At 61.8% G+C, this 14777-nt stretch carries 15 protein-coding genes and 1 pseudogene; 9 read left to right on the top strand and 7 right to left on the bottom strand.

The window, feature by feature from the left end:
• Nucleotides 1-31: 31 nt before the first annotated feature.
• Entirely contained in the window at nt 32-1855 is a 1824-nt protein-coding gene (locus ESZ00_RS07430) for an alpha-glucosidase (protein ID WP_129207474.1), read from the top strand.
• Nucleotides 1856-1936: 81 nt separating this feature from the next.
• Here the strand turns inward: ESZ00_RS07430 and ESZ00_RS20465 are convergent.
• Both ESZ00_RS20465 and ESZ00_RS20040 read right to left on the bottom strand, forming a co-directional pair.
• A pseudogene (locus ESZ00_RS20465) lies at nt 1937-2128 on the bottom strand (helix-turn-helix domain-containing protein); the annotation flags it as partial.
• 12 nt (nt 2129-2140) lie between these two features.
• On the bottom strand, nt 2141-2287 hold the full coding sequence (locus ESZ00_RS20040; RefSeq protein ID WP_164981386.1) for a hypothetical protein: 147 nt from the start codon (nt 2285-2287) through the stop codon (nt 2141-2143).
• 487 nt (nt 2288-2774) lie between these two features.
• On the opposite strand from ESZ00_RS20040, the gene ESZ00_RS07420 reads away from it, so the two are divergent.
• Nucleotides 2775-3068 (top strand): hypothetical protein, encoded by a 294-nt coding sequence (locus ESZ00_RS07420; RefSeq protein ID WP_129207473.1) that lies wholly within the window; start codon nt 2775-2777, stop codon nt 3066-3068.
• Here ESZ00_RS07420 and ESZ00_RS07415 read toward each other — a convergent pair whose 3' ends face one another.
• Nucleotides 3069-3701 carry a TetR/AcrR family transcriptional regulator gene (locus tag ESZ00_RS07415; RefSeq protein ID WP_129207472.1) on the bottom strand — a complete coding sequence of 211 codons (633 nt, stop codon included), beginning with the start codon at nt 3699-3701 and terminating at the stop codon, nt 3069-3071.
• A 106-nt stretch (nt 3702-3807) separates the two neighbouring features.
• Here ESZ00_RS07415 and ESZ00_RS07410 point away from each other — a divergent pair, with 106 nt between their 5' ends.
• Complete coding sequence (locus tag ESZ00_RS07410) at nt 3808-4713, top strand: oxidoreductase (protein WP_129207471.1); 906 nt, start codon at nt 3808-3810, stop codon at nt 4711-4713.
• 56 nt (nt 4714-4769) lie between these two features.
• Here the strand turns inward: ESZ00_RS07410 and ESZ00_RS07405 are convergent, their stop codons facing one another.
• The 4 genes from ESZ00_RS07405 to ESZ00_RS07390 form a co-directional block, all read right to left on the bottom strand.
• Complete coding sequence (locus tag ESZ00_RS07405) at nt 4770-5201, bottom strand: type II toxin-antitoxin system VapC family toxin (RefSeq protein ID WP_188590837.1); 432 nt, start codon at nt 5199-5201, stop codon at nt 4770-4772.
• On the bottom strand, nt 5201-5455 hold the full coding sequence (locus tag ESZ00_RS07400; protein WP_129207469.1) for a type II toxin-antitoxin system Phd/YefM family antitoxin: 255 nt from the start codon (nt 5453-5455) through the stop codon (nt 5201-5203). The genes ESZ00_RS07405 and ESZ00_RS07400 overlap by 1 nt, the downstream gene beginning before the upstream one ends.
• Before the next feature lie 100 nt (nt 5456-5555).
• Nucleotides 5556-6647 carry an anti-sigma factor gene (locus tag ESZ00_RS07395; RefSeq protein WP_129207468.1) on the bottom strand — a complete coding sequence of 364 codons (1092 nt, stop codon included), beginning with the start codon at nt 6645-6647 and terminating at the stop codon, nt 5556-5558.
• Nucleotides 6644-7198 carry an RNA polymerase sigma factor gene (locus ESZ00_RS07390; RefSeq protein WP_164981385.1) on the bottom strand — a complete coding sequence of 185 codons (555 nt, stop codon included), beginning with the start codon at nt 7196-7198 and terminating at the stop codon, nt 6644-6646. The genes ESZ00_RS07395 and ESZ00_RS07390 overlap by 4 nt, the downstream gene beginning before the upstream one ends.
• A 147-nt stretch (nt 7199-7345) precedes the next feature.
• Between ESZ00_RS07390 and ESZ00_RS07385 the strand changes: the two genes are divergently transcribed.
• From ESZ00_RS07385 to ESZ00_RS07360, 6 genes are all read left to right on the top strand, one after another.
• Nucleotides 7346-8641, top strand: coding sequence for an ABC transporter permease (locus ESZ00_RS07385; RefSeq protein ID WP_129207466.1), 1296 nt, complete (start codon nt 7346-7348; stop codon nt 8639-8641).
• A gap of 30 nt (nt 8642-8671) precedes the next feature.
• Nucleotides 8672-9196 carry a Uma2 family endonuclease gene (locus ESZ00_RS07380; protein ID WP_129207465.1) on the top strand — a complete coding sequence of 175 codons (525 nt, stop codon included), beginning with the start codon at nt 8672-8674 and terminating at the stop codon, nt 9194-9196.
• 70 nt (nt 9197-9266) lie between these two features.
• A complete protein-coding gene (typA, locus tag ESZ00_RS07375) occupies nt 9267-11081 on the top strand; it encodes a translational GTPase TypA (protein ID WP_129207464.1) in 1815 nt (604 codons plus the stop codon).
• Nucleotides 11082-11266: 185 nt separating this feature from the next.
• Nucleotides 11267-11593: a hypothetical protein gene (locus ESZ00_RS07370; protein ID WP_129207463.1), complete on the top strand. Its 327-nt coding sequence runs from the start codon at nt 11267-11269 to the stop codon at nt 11591-11593.
• A 34-nt stretch (nt 11594-11627) separates the two neighbouring features.
• The gene (locus tag ESZ00_RS07365) at nt 11628-12584 is read left to right on the top strand and encodes an LOG family protein (protein WP_129207462.1); all 957 of its coding nucleotides are present in this window, start codon (nt 11628-11630) and stop codon (nt 12582-12584) included.
• A 605-nt stretch (nt 12585-13189) separates the two neighbouring features.
• Nucleotides 13190-14770 carry a carboxylesterase/lipase family protein gene (locus tag ESZ00_RS07360; protein ID WP_129207461.1) on the top strand — a complete coding sequence of 527 codons (1581 nt, stop codon included), beginning with the start codon at nt 13190-13192 and terminating at the stop codon, nt 14768-14770.
• Nucleotides 14771-14777 lie beyond the last annotated feature (7 nt).

The raw sequence follows: 14777 nt of genomic DNA, 5'->3' as shown, positions 1-14777 counted from the left end.
CTGGCTTGTCCCCGGGGAGGTTCAACGAGTCATGCCCGGTCACAGGTCCATTCGCCGCGTTTCCCGCATTGCCGCCGCAGCCGCGGGCCTGGCGATAGCCGCCATTTCACCGGTATCGCTGCTCGCTCAGTCTGCCGATGCCTCTGGCAAGGCTCCAGTCTTCACCGCCAAATCCGGCTGGTACAAGGACGCGCTCATCTACGAAATCTATCCGCGCAGCTTCCAGGACTCGAACGGCGACGGCATCGGCGACCTGAACGGCATCACCTCGCGGCTCGATTACCTGAAGGCGCTGGGCGTCGATGCCATCTGGCTGACGCCGATCTATCCCTCGCCGCAGGTCGATTTCGGCTACGACATTTCGAACTACGAGGGCATCGATCCGCAGTACGGCACCATGGCGGACTTCGACCGCCTGGTGGCCGAGGCGAAGAAGCGCAACATCGGCATCATCATGGACCTGGTCCTGAACCATACCTCGGACAAGCATCCGTGGTTCCTCGCCTCACGGAGCTCGAAGACCGACCCGAAACGCGACTGGTATGTGTGGAAGGACGGCAAGGCCGGCGGGACGCCGCCCGCGAATGTGCCGAACAACTGGGAGTCGGTCTTCGGCCACTCGGCATGGGAGTGGGACGCGAAGACGCAGCAGTACTACTATCACCGCTTCTACATCCAGCAGCCGGACCTGAACTGGAATAATCCCGCGGTGCGCAAGGCGATGTATGACGTGGAGCGCTTCTGGATCGCGAAGGGCGTGGTCGGCTTCCGCCTCGACGCCATCACCTCGCTCTTCGAAGATCCCACCTTCTCCGACGAGGACTACGTCAAGAATCCGGACGGCAGCATCAAGATCAATGCCTACGGCGACAAGGAAGTAAAGACCGACAAGACCGACAACCTGCCCAGGGTGAACGACGTCCTGAAAGAGTTGCGCAAGACGGCCGATGAGACGAAAGGCCGCAAGGTGGTGCTGATCGGCGAAACCTATGTCGATTCCATTGCCGACCTGCGCCGCCTCTACGGCGAGAACAACGACGCTCTCGATCTACCCATGGACATGCAGGTGGGCTTCATCAACAGGCTCGATGTGTCGGAGTTTCGCAGGAACATCAACGACGCGGAGACAGGTCTGAACGGCAATGAGCCGCTCTTCGTCTTCGACAATCACGACAACCCGCGCTGGGACCGCTATGGCGACGGCACGCATAACGCCGATATCGGGCGCATGCTCGCAACCATCCTCTTCGCTTCGCGCGATACCGCGATGATGTACTACGGCGACGAGATCGGCATGGTGACCACGCCGCCTACCAGCAAGGACCAGGTGAAGGACCCGATCGGCATTACCGGATGGCCGAAGGAGAAAGGCCGCGACGGCGAACGTACACCCATGCAGTGGAGCGAGGGTCCGAATGCCGGATTCTCAAAGGACGGCGTGAAGACGTGGCTGCCGATTCCTGCGAGCTACAAGACCATCAATGTGAAGAGCGAAGTTTCGGACTTCGACTCGATGCTGAACTGGTACAAGCAGCTCATCGAGCTGCGGCGCGCGAATCCGGCGTTGCGCGACGGCGATCACGTCATGCTGAATACGGAGAACAACGATGTACTGATGTGGCTGCGCAAAGCACCCTCATCCGATCCAGCTCAGCCGCCGGTCGTGGTGGCCTGCAACTTCACGGCCCGGCCGCAGACAGTGAGCTTCGATCTCTCCGGGCAGGAAGTGAACGGCAAGGGCATCACCAGCCGCAAGGCAAAGACGTTGATGAAGACTCCGGGCGCGAGCGATCCGGCATCGCTGGATGCCGTGCAGCTGCCGCCTTATGGCGTGTATATCGGGCAGGTGGAGTAGGCCAGGCTCGCGCCTTCTGAAGGGAAAAGGTCTGTACACGGGAGGGGTTGCTGTCCCCTCTCATGCGCGAGACGAAAAGCTCTAAAGATTCTTCGCGTATTCCAGCGGCGTGACGCCGACGATGCGTTTGAAAGCCCGGATAAACGCGCTCACGCTGTTATAGCCGACGGCGAAACACGTCTCCGTTACCGATAACCCATCCGACAGCTTTTCAAGCGCGACCAGGATTCGGAGCTGCTGCCTCCATTGCCCGATAGGGATGCCCGTTTGCCGTTGAAACTCCCGCTACAGGGACCGCTCGGACATGCCTAATTGCCGCGCCCATTCGTCCAGAGGGCGATCCGTATCCGGATGCCGGCTCATCTCCTCCACGAGGCGGTTCAGGCGCTGATCCTGGGGCATGGGGAGATGAAGCGGCTGTTCCTGTGCCATCTGTATCTCGTCCACCAGGACCTCAAGAAAGCTCTTCCTCGAGCGTTCCGGAGGGGGAGATTGCCGCCATGTGGCAATACGCATCACCAGGTGTTCAAGAAGGGGAGAGAGCGAAAGGACCATCGGCTTTTGCGGGAGCGATGCGCAGAGGGGTGCAGCGAGATACAGAGACCAGCCGCTGACTTCTCCTCCGGAGCGCATGGAATGCAGATGGCCGGCGGGAATCCAGCCGCATCGCCGGGGCGGAAAAAGCCACGATCCGGCTGCGGTCTCGATGCTGCAGAGGCCGCTTTCCAGTGAGAACAGCTGCCCTTGTGCATGGGCATGCATCTGTATCGCACTGGCATCTGCGTGATCCATCCGGAGCACGATGGCATCTTCTGTTTCTGTCTCGACCGGAGTCCTGGGCGATTTTACGTTTGGCATTTTCGGAATACTTTATGGCGTTTCCGGTAGAGCGGTCTCTTCTGAGAAGAGCCTCTCCTAAATGAGACCAAAGAAGTCGTATATTGCAGCATGGAATGGCGCAGCGGGTTCTGCCACTCCAGGCAAATGCGAGGTCATGTGTGATCACCCCATGCATAACTGCATCCAGATGATACCTTCAGCCAGTTCGGAGATAGAGGTTCTGAAAGCAGAAATCAGCCTGCTCGAGGTGCAGGTCGAACGCCTGCATCTGCTCGTTGCGGAACTCATGACGAAGAATCAGCATCTTCGCGAACGCCTGGGAAGCAGGGAATTGCCTGGCTTTCTCCGGCTTGAAGATGCCGACAGCTTGTAATCAGGCAGATTTCAACGCTTCCAGGTAAGAGACCACCATCACCCGCAATTCGCGTTCGAGTGTGAGCCTTGCGGTGTGCGGATTTTCCGATTCGAGCATGCGGCGGCTTCCGCCGGCGATTGCCGCCAGGATCATCGCGGCCACGGAGTCTGCATCGGTGGTGAGCTGCTCGCAGGAGCTGCGCAGCATGGATGCGATCGCCTCCGTCGACTGCCGTGCCATGGCCCGCGCGATGGCCGCGCCTTCCACATCGTCGCTGACACGGTAGAGCGCAAGACTCGTCTCGATGTGCTCGAATTTCGCCGCGAGGAAATCCGATACCAGCCCGTCGGCCATCGTCCGTAGCGGTTGACCGTGATATTTCACGCATGCTGTCACTGTTGCGCCATAGGTCCGCTCGAGATGTGCGCGCAGCGCTGCCTGCAGCAGAGAGCTCTTGTTCGGAAAGTACTGGTAGAGGCTTCCTACGGAGACGCCGGCCCGCATCGCCACCTTGGTCGTGGTGAGGTTCTCTTTGCCCTCGCGCAGCAAAACCTGAATGGTGGCTTCGAGAATTGCCTCTACGCTTGCGGTCGAACGGGCCTGCACCGGCGATTTACGCGGCTTCAGGGGCGGTCTGGTCAGGGTGGGCAAATGCGAACTCCTCCTGGAGGTCCTGGTTCATCCAATTCCCGTGCAGACAGGATGGGCCCAATCCGGTCTGCTCAAGACATTCTTACGCAAATGGAGAACTCCAGAGATGACCGACTCCACAAAACTCGGCGGAACCTTTACCCTGCCTGGCACGAACATCACGCTCCACCGCATGGGCTATGGCGCGATGCAGCTTGCCGGCAGTGAGCCGGGCAAGCTTGTCTGGGGTCCGCCCCGCGACCGCGCCGCCGCCCTTGCCGTGCTGCGCGAAGCCGTAGCTGCGGGCGTCAACCACATCGATACCTCGGACTTCTATGGGCCGTATGTCGTCAACAAAATTCTTCGTGAGGCGCTCCATCCTTATCCCGCCGGATTGACGCTGGTGACCAAGATCGGCTTCCTGCGCGGCGAGGACGGGTCATGGTACCCGGCGCAATCGGCGGCTGAGCTGACCGCGGCCGTAGAGAGCAACCTGCGCAACCTTGGCCTCGACCAGAGCACGGGCGCCCTCGATGTCGTAAACCTGCGCCTTGGCGCTGCGCATGGACCGAACGAGGACTCACTCGAGGCGCCGCTGACCGCGCTGGCCGAACTGCAGCAGAAGGGTCTCGTGCGCCATATCGGATTGAGCACGGTGAGCGAGAAGCAATACGAGGAGGCGCGCGCCATCGCGCCCATCGTCTGCATCCAGAACCTGTATAACGTCGCGCATCGTGAGGACGACGCCTTCGTCGACCGCCTGGCGAAGGACGGCGTGGCCTACGTCCCGTACTTCCCGCTCGGTGGCTTCACGCCGTTGCAGGCGGGCGAGCTGAACGAAGTCGCGGCCTCGCTCGGAGCGACGCCCATGCAGGTGGCCCTGGCGTGGCTGCTGCACCGCTCGCCGAACATCCTGCTGATCCCGGGAACCTCGTCGGTCGGGCATCTGCGCGAAAACTTGGCCGCCGCCAGCCTGGCGCTGCCGGCAGAGGCGCTCGAGAAGCTGGATGAGATCGGGGCGGTGAAGCAGTAGGAGGTCTTTACTTTCCGGCCCATGAGCAGAGCCAGGTCATGGGTCGGGCATTCGCCTTATCCAGGAGGCAATGAGTGCCACGGATTCAGCATCACGACGCCGGTTCGGCGGAAATCCTCTTCGTGGCGCGTCACTATGGTCATCCCATGTACCAGCGCCGTCGCCGCGATCAGGGCATCCCGCTCCGAGCTCGGATCGGGCACATGTAGCGCCGCACAGCGCTGCGCGACCGCGAGGTCGACCGGCAGAATGCGGCCTGCAAAGGCAGTCAGTACGTGCTGCTCCAGCCAATGGCGCAGCACCGCTGCCTGTTCGCGATCGCGCCGTTCTAGCTGGCGGATTCCGATCTCGAGCTCGAGGATGGAAATCACCGAGAGATACAGGCGTCCACGGTCTGCCTGCTTGGCCCACGCCCGAACGTGGCGATCGATGCGTGGAGTTGCGGCCTTGCGTAACTCGGAGACGACGTTGGTGTCGAGCAGGTACATCAAAGCTCGACCGCGCGCGTCAACGTGCCTTTGAGCTTCGGAGGATCGAAGTCGATTTCCGCGGCCTCGGGCATGGCCAGCAGATCGAGCAGGCTCGCCTGCGCGCCGGTAATCCGCTGATATTCCTCGATGGTGAGTAGCACATGCGCGGGACGGCCGCGATCCGTGATGAAGACCGGCCCTCGTTCCGCTGCTTTCTTCGCCTTGCTCGAGTCCTGGTTGAACTCGCGGCTGGAGAGTGTAGTGATGGCCATCGGGTCTCCTTGTAGCTACATATCTACATTGTACTCCCGGGCAGAAAAAGAAAGCCGGCGGTTGCCATGCTGCCCCGCCGGCTCAGGCTTACAACGCTGATCAATCCTGGTCGACTTTGCCGGCTGCGCCGATGGCGAGTACTGCATAGTCGTGCCTTGATGGGTGATAGGATGCATCCCGCCCGACCCAGAGTTTCGAGGCACGGGTGATGGGAATGCCAGTGATGAGCTCATACTTTTTCCCATCGATCTCGAACTTCACCCGGTTTTTATCGACGGTGCCTTCTGTCGTGTTCGGATGTGGAGAGGTATAGAAGCGGAATCGTCCGGTACCCGGCGAGTAAAGCATGGCTTCCGCATTGGCTGCTTTGGCAAAACCGCTGTTGCCTTCCCAGTCGGCGAGCACGCGTCCTCCCTCCACGATCATGGGCGAGACGATACGCAGATCGTCGAGGCCCGGGTCCATCGCTACCTCGCCGTTAAACGCAGGCATGTGATCCGTCCATTCGCCTGTGATCTGCATGTCGCCGAAGCTGCCCATCGCGACGCGGAGAGTTTCACCAAGCGTAAATACATATTGATTCTGAGGGGCGCCCGTAATCGGTGGATTCCCGTGAGCGGCGGCCTCCTCGGCAGTCACGGCCGTTGTGCGAATGCCGAGTATGAGTCGGTCGTCTTGTTTCCCCAGCAGCTTGATCATGTAAGAGCGCGGTCCTTTGCCGAAGCTGGAAGACATGTCGCAGCTTTGCTCTTGCTTGTCTACGAGCGAGAGCGGACAAGCGATCGGGGTGTTTGCGTCTGGCAGGAGAATCTTCAGCATCACCACCGAGCCATCCGACCGCGCCCGCACTTTTGTCATTGCCAACCCGGAGGCCAGCACCAGGATTCCCGCCACCATCGCCGCGAAGGCGAACCTTGGTATCCGCATAGACTCCCATCCTTTCCGCCACCCTGTTGCAATTGCTGTCTTCAGCGTTCCCTGCCCTGCTGCTTCCGCTTTCCATGCCTGACCGGGAACTGTTTCCGGGATCTCCAGGCTCGCCATCCGCCGCAGTGCGACGCCCATCTCGATATAGGTGCGCAACTGTTCCTGGCAGGCGGGGCACTGGCCGATATGTTCCGCCGCTTCGCGCGGTACAGTCTCGCCGTCATAGAGGGCGGAGACGAACTCCGCTGCTTTTTCGCACGTCATACCCTTCTGCCTTTCTCCGATGTGGTTCCCGGCCGTTGCGCGTGCCACGTCTCCCGCAGAGCCTCACGGGCGGCGAACAGCCGTGATCGCACCGTGCCTATGGGCACGCCCAGAATTTCCGCCAGCTCGGCGTAGGACTGGCCTTCGACCTCGCGCAGCCAGAGCAGCGCGCGCTGCTCTGGTAACAGGCGCTCCAGGGCATCTTTTATTTGTGCCTGAGATTCCGCGCTGGAACTCCGGCCTGTACCGCCTTCATGCAGCCCTTCCTCCAACCGCTCCGTGGGCCGCTGGCTGCGCCACCACTCCGACGCTCGTTTCCGGGCCGCGCCGAAAAGATACGCCTTGAGTGCCCCACGGCCGGGCTGGTAGCCGTTCGGCCGGCTCCACATCTGGGAGAAGGTCTCCTGGGCCACATCTTCGGCCGCCTGCCGGCTGCCGGTGACTTGGCGGAGGAAAGCAGTGAGGCGCGGAGCATGCTCGCGATAGAAGCTGTCGAAGGCGTCGGCGTCGCGCGCCAGGATCCGCTGCCAGGTTTCGAGATCGTCAGCCAAGTGCTGTCTCCGCTCCCATATTCGGGGCAAAGCGGCAAAAGGTTCGCGCCGTGCGCTGTTTTTTGAAGAAATACTCCCGGAAACCGGTACGGCTGCTGTCCTTCTGAATCTCCGGCCACGCGAGTACGATCAATAGAGTAGAAGCGTATGCCCACGACCGAAGTCCAGCCCGGCCCTCCCGCGCGCTCCCGTAGCCGCCGATCCTTTGAGAAGACCCTGGCCAGCGCCAAGCGGACCATGCTCCTCAGCGAGATCGTCAAGCTTGCCATCGACAGCTTCAAGGTCAGCAAGATCCGTTTTGCCCTGACCGCGCTCGGCATGGTCATCGGCTCGGCTTCGGTCATCCTGGTCTTCACCATCGGCAGTACCGGCAAGGAATACGTTCTCGGGTTGCTGCAGAAGATCGGCACCAACATGGTCATGCTCGAATACGAGGGCGGCGGCGCTGGCAACATCAACGAATACCGCAACGACTACCTGACGCTCGACGACGAGCGCGCCGTTGACGAGCAGGTCACCGACGTGGCCAAGTCCTCGCCCATGCTCGAGATGCACGACCGGGTGAGCTTCCCCGGCGGCGTGGCCAAGGACGTGCTGGTGCTCGGCGTGAGCCCGGAGTACCGCGATGTCCGCAATCTGATCGTGCTCACCGGCCGCTTCTTTGACGGTGAGGACGAGACCACGCACACCAAGGCCGCCGTGGTCACGGAGCCCTTTGCCCGCGAGATGTTCGGCAGCGACGCCGCGGCGATCAACCAGACCTTCCAGCTCTCCGGCATCCCGTTCACGATTGTCGGAACCTTCAAGGAGAGCGTGGATACCTTCGGCCAGTCAGAGATCGCCGACGAGACCATCCTGATTCCGTATTCCGTTGGTCGCTACTTCACCGGTACGGACAACGTAAAGCAGATTTTCTTCTCGATCCGCGACCCCAATGACGTCGAAGAGGCCTCGAAGGAAATCGTCGACGTGGTCCATGCGCGGCACATGCCGAGCTCGGTCTACAGGACCACGACGCTGACTTCGTTGCTGACTACAGCGGCCAAGATCGCGAATGGACTCACGGTGATGCTGGTGCTGGTTTCGGCGGTGACGCTGGCCGTGGGCGGCGTGGGCATCATGAATATCATGCTGGCCACGGTGCGCTCGCGTATCCGCGAGATCGGCATCCGCAAGGCGCTGGGCGCTACGGCGCGGGAGATCAAGCTGCAGTTCCTCATCGAGGCGATCTTCATCTCGCTCTCGGGCGGCGTAGTGGGCACGCTGCTGGGCCTTGCGCTGCCGGTTTCCATCCGGATTTTCACCGATTACAGCATCCCGATCAGCATCTGGGCGGTGGTCATCGCGCTGGTGACCTCGACGGCGGTGGGCATCATCTTCGGAACCCTGCCGGCCAACCGCGCAGCCCAGATGGACCCGGTGGAATCGCTGAAATACGAGTAATTTCAGCCCGGCTGGTAAACTGGAAACAGGATGGCTGCCGCAACCCCACTTCCGATCTCCGTGAGCGAGTATCTGCATACGAGCTACAGGCCGGACTGCGACTACGTAGACGGGGTGGTCGAGGAGCGGAACTTGGGCGAACTGGATCACTCGGAGCTGCAACGCTGGCTTATCCGCTGGTGCATGGCCTATGAGCTGGCCTGGGGCGTTCTCGTATTTCCCGGGATTCGTGTCCAGGTTTCGGGCACCCGCTTTCGCATTGCCGATCTCTGCTTCGTCTCGCGCCAGGCTCCGCGTGAGCAGGTGATCCAGACGCCTCCGGTGGCCGTCATCGAGATTCTTTCCCCCGAAGACCGGATTCCCCGCTATGCCGAGCGGCTGGAAGACTATCGCCGCATGGGCGTCGAAAATATCTGGGTTGTTGACCCGGCCACGCGCAAGGGCTTCGACTGCTCGGGTGGCGAGTGGGTGGAAACAGGCGTCTTCGATGCCGGTCCCGTACACCTCGAGCTGAATGCCATCTTCGCCGCCATCGACGAAGACCGCGCACGATAAAGATTTTTCAAACATACCCCGGGCCCCGAGCGATCAGGAGCCCGAACGAACAAGAGAGAGAGATTAGGAAATCCCTGTGAGCACCATCCGCAATATCGCCATCATCGCCCACGTCGACCACGGCAAGACCACGCTGGTCGACGCCATGCTTCGCCAGGCCGGCACCTTCCGCGCCAATGAAGCCGTCGCCGATCGTGTCATGGACTCAAACGACCTCGAACGCGAGCGCGGCATCACCATTCTTGCCAAGAACACGGCCATCTTCTACAAGGGCCACAAGATCAACATCGTCGACACCCCGGGTCACGCCGACTTCGGCGGCGAGGTGGAGCGCGCTCTCAAGATGGTCGACGGCGTGATGCTGCTGGTCGATGCCTCGGAAGGCCCGCTGCCCCAGACCCGTTATGTGCTCGGCAAGGCGCTCGAAGCCGGCCTGCCGGTTATCGTCACGGTCAACAAGATCGACCGTCCCGATGCGCGCCCGCAGGAAGTGCTGAACGAGGTGTACGACCTGTTCATCGAGCTCGATGCGAACGAAGACCAGATTGAGTTCCCCGTCCTCTACACCAACGGCAAGCTGGGCCTGGCTTCGACCGAGCTGGGTAAGATCGGCACCGATCTTGAGCCGCTCTTCGAGCAGATCATCACCACCATCCCCACGGCCAAGGGCGACGCCGACGGCGTGCTCCAGGTCCAGGTGACCAACCTCGACTACTCGGATTACCTCGGCCGCCTGGGCATCGCGCGCGTCTTCAACGGCACTCTCAAGACCGGTGACGAAGTTTACATCTCGAAGATCGACGGCAAGCTCGAGAAGACCCGCATCACCAAGCTCTTCAGCTTCTCCGGCCTCAAGCGCGTGGACATCGAGCAGACCGAACTGGGCGACATCGTCGCCGTGGCCGGCGTCACCGGCATCACCATCGGCGAGACGATCACCTCGATCGACAACCCCACGCCGATGCCCCCCATCGTCATCGACGAGCCGACCATCGCCATGCAGTTCTCGGTCAACAACTCGCCTATGGCCGGCCGCGAAGGCAAGTACGTCACCTCGCGCAACCTGCGTGAGCGCCTGGACCGCGAGCTGCTGACCAACGTCTCGATTCGCGTGGAAGACACCGGCAGCCCGGATGCGTTCAAGGTGCTGGGTCGCGGTGAGCTGCAGCTGGCCATCCTGATCGAAATGATGCGCCGCGAAGACTTCGAGCTGATGGTCGGCCGTCCCGAGATCGTCACCCGCACCATCGACGGCAAGCTGATGGAGCCGGTCGAGCACGTGACCATCGACGTGCCGGACAGCTTTGTCGGCACCGTCATCGAGCGCCTTGGGCCCCGCAAGGGCGAAATGGTCAAGATGCACGGCCATGGCCGCGTCCGCCTGGAGTTCCGCGTTCCTTCGCGTGGCTTGATCGGCCTGCGCAGCGAACTGTTGACCGAGACCCGCGGCACCATCGTGATGAACACCATCTTCGACGGCTACATGCCCTACCAGGGCGAGATTCCGCAGCGGCCCACCGGCGCGCTGATGTCGGACCGCTCGGGCACGACCACCTCGTATGCGCTCGAAGGCCTCGAGGACCGCGGCGTGCTGTTTGTTCCGCCGGGCGTGGAAGTCTACGAGGGCATGATCATCGGCGAGCACTCGCGCGACAACGATCTCGATGTGAACGTGGTCCGCGAAAAGAAGCTGACGAACATGCGCGCCTCGTCGTCGGATGAAGCCGTCCGCCTGACGCCTCCCCGCGCCATGAATCTCGAGCAGTCGATCGAGTTCATCGCCGAGGACGAGCTGGTCGAGGTCACGCCGAAGTCGCTGCGCCTGCGCAAGAAGGTCCTGCAGGCCAATCAGCGCCCCAAGCGCCACAAGCAGCCCCAGGCATAAATTCTGCCGAACACAAAAGAAAAGGCGCCGGATGCTCTCCGGCGCCTTTTCTGCTCCGTTCAGAGCGGGACTGGCTGTCCAGGCCTGAGCCGTCGGTCCCCCGCTCCCGCTGGCTGCGTTCCGGACTTCCTGGAAAGCGCGCACCCGGCGTGCTTCTTCCTCTTTCGATAGAATCAGGAGATCGCATGGCGCACCAGCCGAACCTGTTTACTCCGCAGCCGCCGACCGCTCCGCTTCCACCTCGTATGGAACCTCCGGCGGCCCCACGTCGCATCCCGCGCTGGCTGCAGCGGCTCGACCTCTTCATCCGCGTCATTGTCCGGCTTTATCTCGGACTCATTCTCGTCGTTCTGCCCTGGCTCCATCTCTGGGACGACAATCACCTGCTCGCCGCGGTTCCCAGCCTCTCGCACTTAGCCCTCAGCGGCATCACGCGCGGACTGGTCTCCGGCCTCGGCCTGCTCAACATATGGATCGCCATTCACGACGCCCTCCATTACAACGAAGGCTGACCGCAGCATCGGATCGCCGCTGTACGGGAAGATCATGGACCCTAAAGTTCCCAGTCCGCTTGAAGCCGCACCTCTTGCATACGAAAACCCTGGTTTTTTAAACAGTGCGGACGGCCGCATCATCCGCATCCTCTCGGAATACTCCGAGCCGCTTGCGCGCTTCCGTCATGAGCGCATTCAGGACACGGTCGTGTTCTTCGGCTCGGCCCGCTTTCGCGCCCTCGATGAGGCCAGCCGCCAGCTCGAGCTGCTCGAAAACACCGGCTCCGTGGCCCGCGCGCCGCAGGAAGAGCAGCCGGCCTCCGAGCCGGAGCTGACGCAGGGTACCGCGACCGAGCTCAGCCGCCGCCGGGCCGAGGCCGCCGTCGAGATGGCTCACTACTATGAGGATGCGCGCCGCCTGGCGCATCTGCTCACCGATTGGGCCGGCAGCCTCAAATTCCGCCGCCATCGCTTCGTCGTTACCTCGGGCGGTGGGCCTGGCATCATGGAAGCCGCGAACCGCGGCGCCTACGAAGCCGGCGGCAAGAGCATCGGCCTCAACATCCGGCTGCCCTTCGAGCAGTTTCCGAACCCGTATATCACGCCCGAGCTCAACTTCGAGTTCCACTACTTCTTCATGCGCAAGTACTGGTTCGCCTATCTTGCGAAAGCGCTGGTGGTCTTCCCCGGAGGCTTCGGCACCCTCGACGAGATGTTCGAGCTGCTGACGCTGGCGCAGACCGGCAAGCTGGCCAAGAAGATCACCGTCATCATGTACGGGTCTTCGTACTGGAAGGACGTGATCAACCTCGACGTACTGGTGGACAAGGGAGCGATTTCGCCGCGCGACCGCGAGCTCTTTACCTTTGCCGATACGCCGGAGGCTGCGTTCGAGTTGCTCCGCGATGGTCTCACGCGGAACCATCTCGAGCCCGAAGCCGCGCGCGCCGCCGCCGAGGCGGAAGACGAAGCCGCTGTCTCGCCCGAGATCGCAAAGACCAAGGGCTAGGGTGTATCCCCATAGAGCGATCGTAAAAGGCTGTCCTTTCGACCGGAGCAGGACCGTTTCATCGTCCTGCGGAGTGGAGAAACCTGCGGTTCTGCTGCGCGCAGGGCGAATGTGCCTTCGGCCTTCGCTTCCGTTGGTCGCGAGCCGGAGTGTTGCGGGCTCAACAAAACCGCAGGTCCCTCCACTGCGCTATGCTCCGGTCGGGATGACAACGATAAGGGTACGTTCTTTATTTTCAGACCAGCTATATGTGGATACACCCAAGGACTGGCCGTCCAGTCCTTCGGCTGCTTCGCACGGGGCGATTCGCCTTCGGCCTCCGCTCCCGCTAGTCGCGATTGAGCGTTGAGTCGTCCATCCGCCTTTACTCCTGCGAGGAAATGGGTGCCCCGTCCAAGCTTCGCTTGGACGGGAGGCATGAACCTCGTGATCCATCCAGGTATGGCGAGCAGGAACGCACAACAGGTCATCTCCCGATCATCGGGAGTGGTCGTTGTCAGTGATCCGATGCGCGAAGCAGCGAAAGTCTGCGATACAACTGCTGTCGTCCTGGAGTATCTTGCTGGGTTGCGCGCTGTCATCTTCCCGCAAGGAACCGGCCCCGCATGATCCGGAAGGCTCTCGCTGCTCCCTGCCCGCTGTTCTTCGGTCTCGTCGCTCTGCTCTTTACCCTGCCGGTTCATGCCGCACCCACCGTGAAGACTACCGCTGGCGCGGTTTTCGGGGTGGAAGACTCCTCGGCCCAGGTTGTCTCCTTCCAGGGCATTCCTTTTGCTGCGCCACCGATAGGCGATCTCCGCTGGCGCGCGCCGCAACCGCCTGCGCCATGGAGCGGCATCCGCGCTGCGGATCATCCCGGGGCGAGCTGCATGCAGACGACTGCCGACGAACGTCTGCCTTGGACGCACGAATTCCTGGTCCACAACCAGGTGAGCGAAGACTGCTTATACCTGAATGTCTGGACACCGCAGCTCTCGTCTTCTGCGAACTTGCCGGTTGTTGTCTATATCCACGGTGGCGGCTTCGTCGAAGGCTCGGGCGCAGTGCAGATCTACGACGGGACGAATCTTGCGAGCACCGGGCTGGTGGTGGTAACGATCAATTACCGTCTTGGGATTTTCGGCTTCTTCGCGCATCCCGAGCTGGCCGCCGAGTCGCCGCATCATGCTGCCGGCAACTATGGGCTGATGGATCAGATTGCCGCGCTGCGCTGGGTGCAGGCCAATATCCGCAGCTTTGGTGGCGATCCGGATCGTGTCACTATCTGGGGCCAGTCGGCCGGAGCCTTCAGTGTCGGTGCACTCCTGGTATCGCCCGAGGCCAGGGGGCTTTTCACCGGAGCCATGGCGGACAGCGGTCTCTCGCTCGGTGGCCTGCCGATCAAAGATCTGGCTGCCGCAGAGGCGGATGGCACGAAGTTCGCGTCGGACCACCATGCGGCGTCGTTGCACGATCTACGCGCTATGTCCGCAGAAGAGCTGCTGAAGGCCCAGCAGCAGGGCGGCCGCTTTTCCCCGAATATTGACGGTTGGATTCTGCCTGCTGCGCCTCCGGAGCTTGCCCGCCGCCGCGCCGGCAGCGATGTTCCCGTCATTACCGGATACCAGGCGAATGACGGCCTGCTTTCGATGCCGCCGCTGCACTCCGTCGCCGACTACGAGGCGCTGGCTCGCCAGCGCTACGGCAGCTTTGCCGGGGAGTACCTGCGTCTCTATCCAGCCGCTTCGGATGCGGCTATGGTGAAGGCAGCCATCGAGGCCTCGCGCGACCGCGATCGTGTCTCGATGTACCTGTGGGCCGTGAGCCGCGGCCAGAGCGTGCACAGCCCGGTTTTCACCTATTACTTCGACCGCGGTATCCCCTGGCCGCAGCATCCCGAATACGGAGCCTTCCATTCGGGCGAGATTCCTTACTTCTTTCGCAATCTCAAGCTGCTCGACCGTTCCTGGCAGAATATCGATCACCAGGTCAGCGATCTCGCCTCCGCGTATCTCAAGGCGTTTGCTTCGTCCGGAACTCCGGATGCGAAGGGTCTGCCCACATGGTCTCCGGTCGGCAAAGATCTGCCGCGGACGATGGAGATCGGCGAGCGCACCGGTGTGATGCCTCTTGCGGACAAGGCGAAGCTCGACTTCTGGACCCGCTACTTCCACTCTTCTGAAAGCCAGCATGCACCGCTTTTCTAATCGGCTA

The organism is Silvibacterium dinghuense (assembly GCF_004123295.1).
In the GTDB taxonomy this organism is placed as follows: domain Bacteria; phylum Acidobacteriota; class Terriglobia; order Terriglobales; family Acidobacteriaceae; genus Silvibacterium; species Silvibacterium dinghuense.
This window is presented reverse-complemented; position numbering and strand designations above follow the sequence as displayed.

What these genes read in the sequence shown, in the direction of transcription:
- ESZ00_RS07430 (WP_129207474.1), top strand. Translation starts at nt 32, where the DNA reads ATGCCCGGTCACAGGTCCATTCGCCGCGTTTCCCGCATTGCCGCCGCA.
- ESZ00_RS20040 (WP_164981386.1), bottom strand. Translation starts at nt 2,287, where the DNA reads ATGGCACAGGAACAGCCGCTTCATCTCCCCATGCCCCAGGATCAGCGC.
- ESZ00_RS07420 (WP_129207473.1), top strand. Translation starts at nt 2,775, where the DNA reads ATGAGACCAAAGAAGTCGTATATTGCAGCATGGAATGGCGCAGCGGGT.
- ESZ00_RS07410 (WP_129207471.1), top strand. Translation starts at nt 3,808, where the DNA reads ATGACCGACTCCACAAAACTCGGCGGAACCTTTACCCTGCCTGGCACG.
- ESZ00_RS07405 (WP_188590837.1), bottom strand. Translation starts at nt 5,201, where the DNA reads ATGTACCTGCTCGACACCAACGTCGTCTCCGAGTTACGCAAGGCCGCA.
- ESZ00_RS07400 (WP_129207469.1), bottom strand. Translation starts at nt 5,455, where the DNA reads ATGGCCATCACTACACTCTCCAGCCGCGAGTTCAACCAGGACTCGAGC.
- ESZ00_RS07395 (WP_129207468.1), bottom strand. Translation starts at nt 6,647, where the DNA reads ATGACGTGCGAAAAAGCAGCGGAGTTCGTCTCCGCCCTCTATGACGGC.
- ESZ00_RS07385 (WP_129207466.1), top strand. Translation starts at nt 7,346, where the DNA reads ATGCCCACGACCGAAGTCCAGCCCGGCCCTCCCGCGCGCTCCCGTAGC.
- ESZ00_RS07380 (WP_129207465.1), top strand. Translation starts at nt 8,672, where the DNA reads ATGGCTGCCGCAACCCCACTTCCGATCTCCGTGAGCGAGTATCTGCAT.
- ESZ00_RS07370 (WP_129207463.1), top strand. Translation starts at nt 11,267, where the DNA reads ATGGCGCACCAGCCGAACCTGTTTACTCCGCAGCCGCCGACCGCTCCG.
- ESZ00_RS07365 (WP_129207462.1), top strand. Translation starts at nt 11,628, where the DNA reads ATGGACCCTAAAGTTCCCAGTCCGCTTGAAGCCGCACCTCTTGCATAC.
- ESZ00_RS07360 (WP_129207461.1), top strand. Translation starts at nt 13,190, where the DNA reads ATGATCCGGAAGGCTCTCGCTGCTCCCTGCCCGCTGTTCTTCGGTCTC.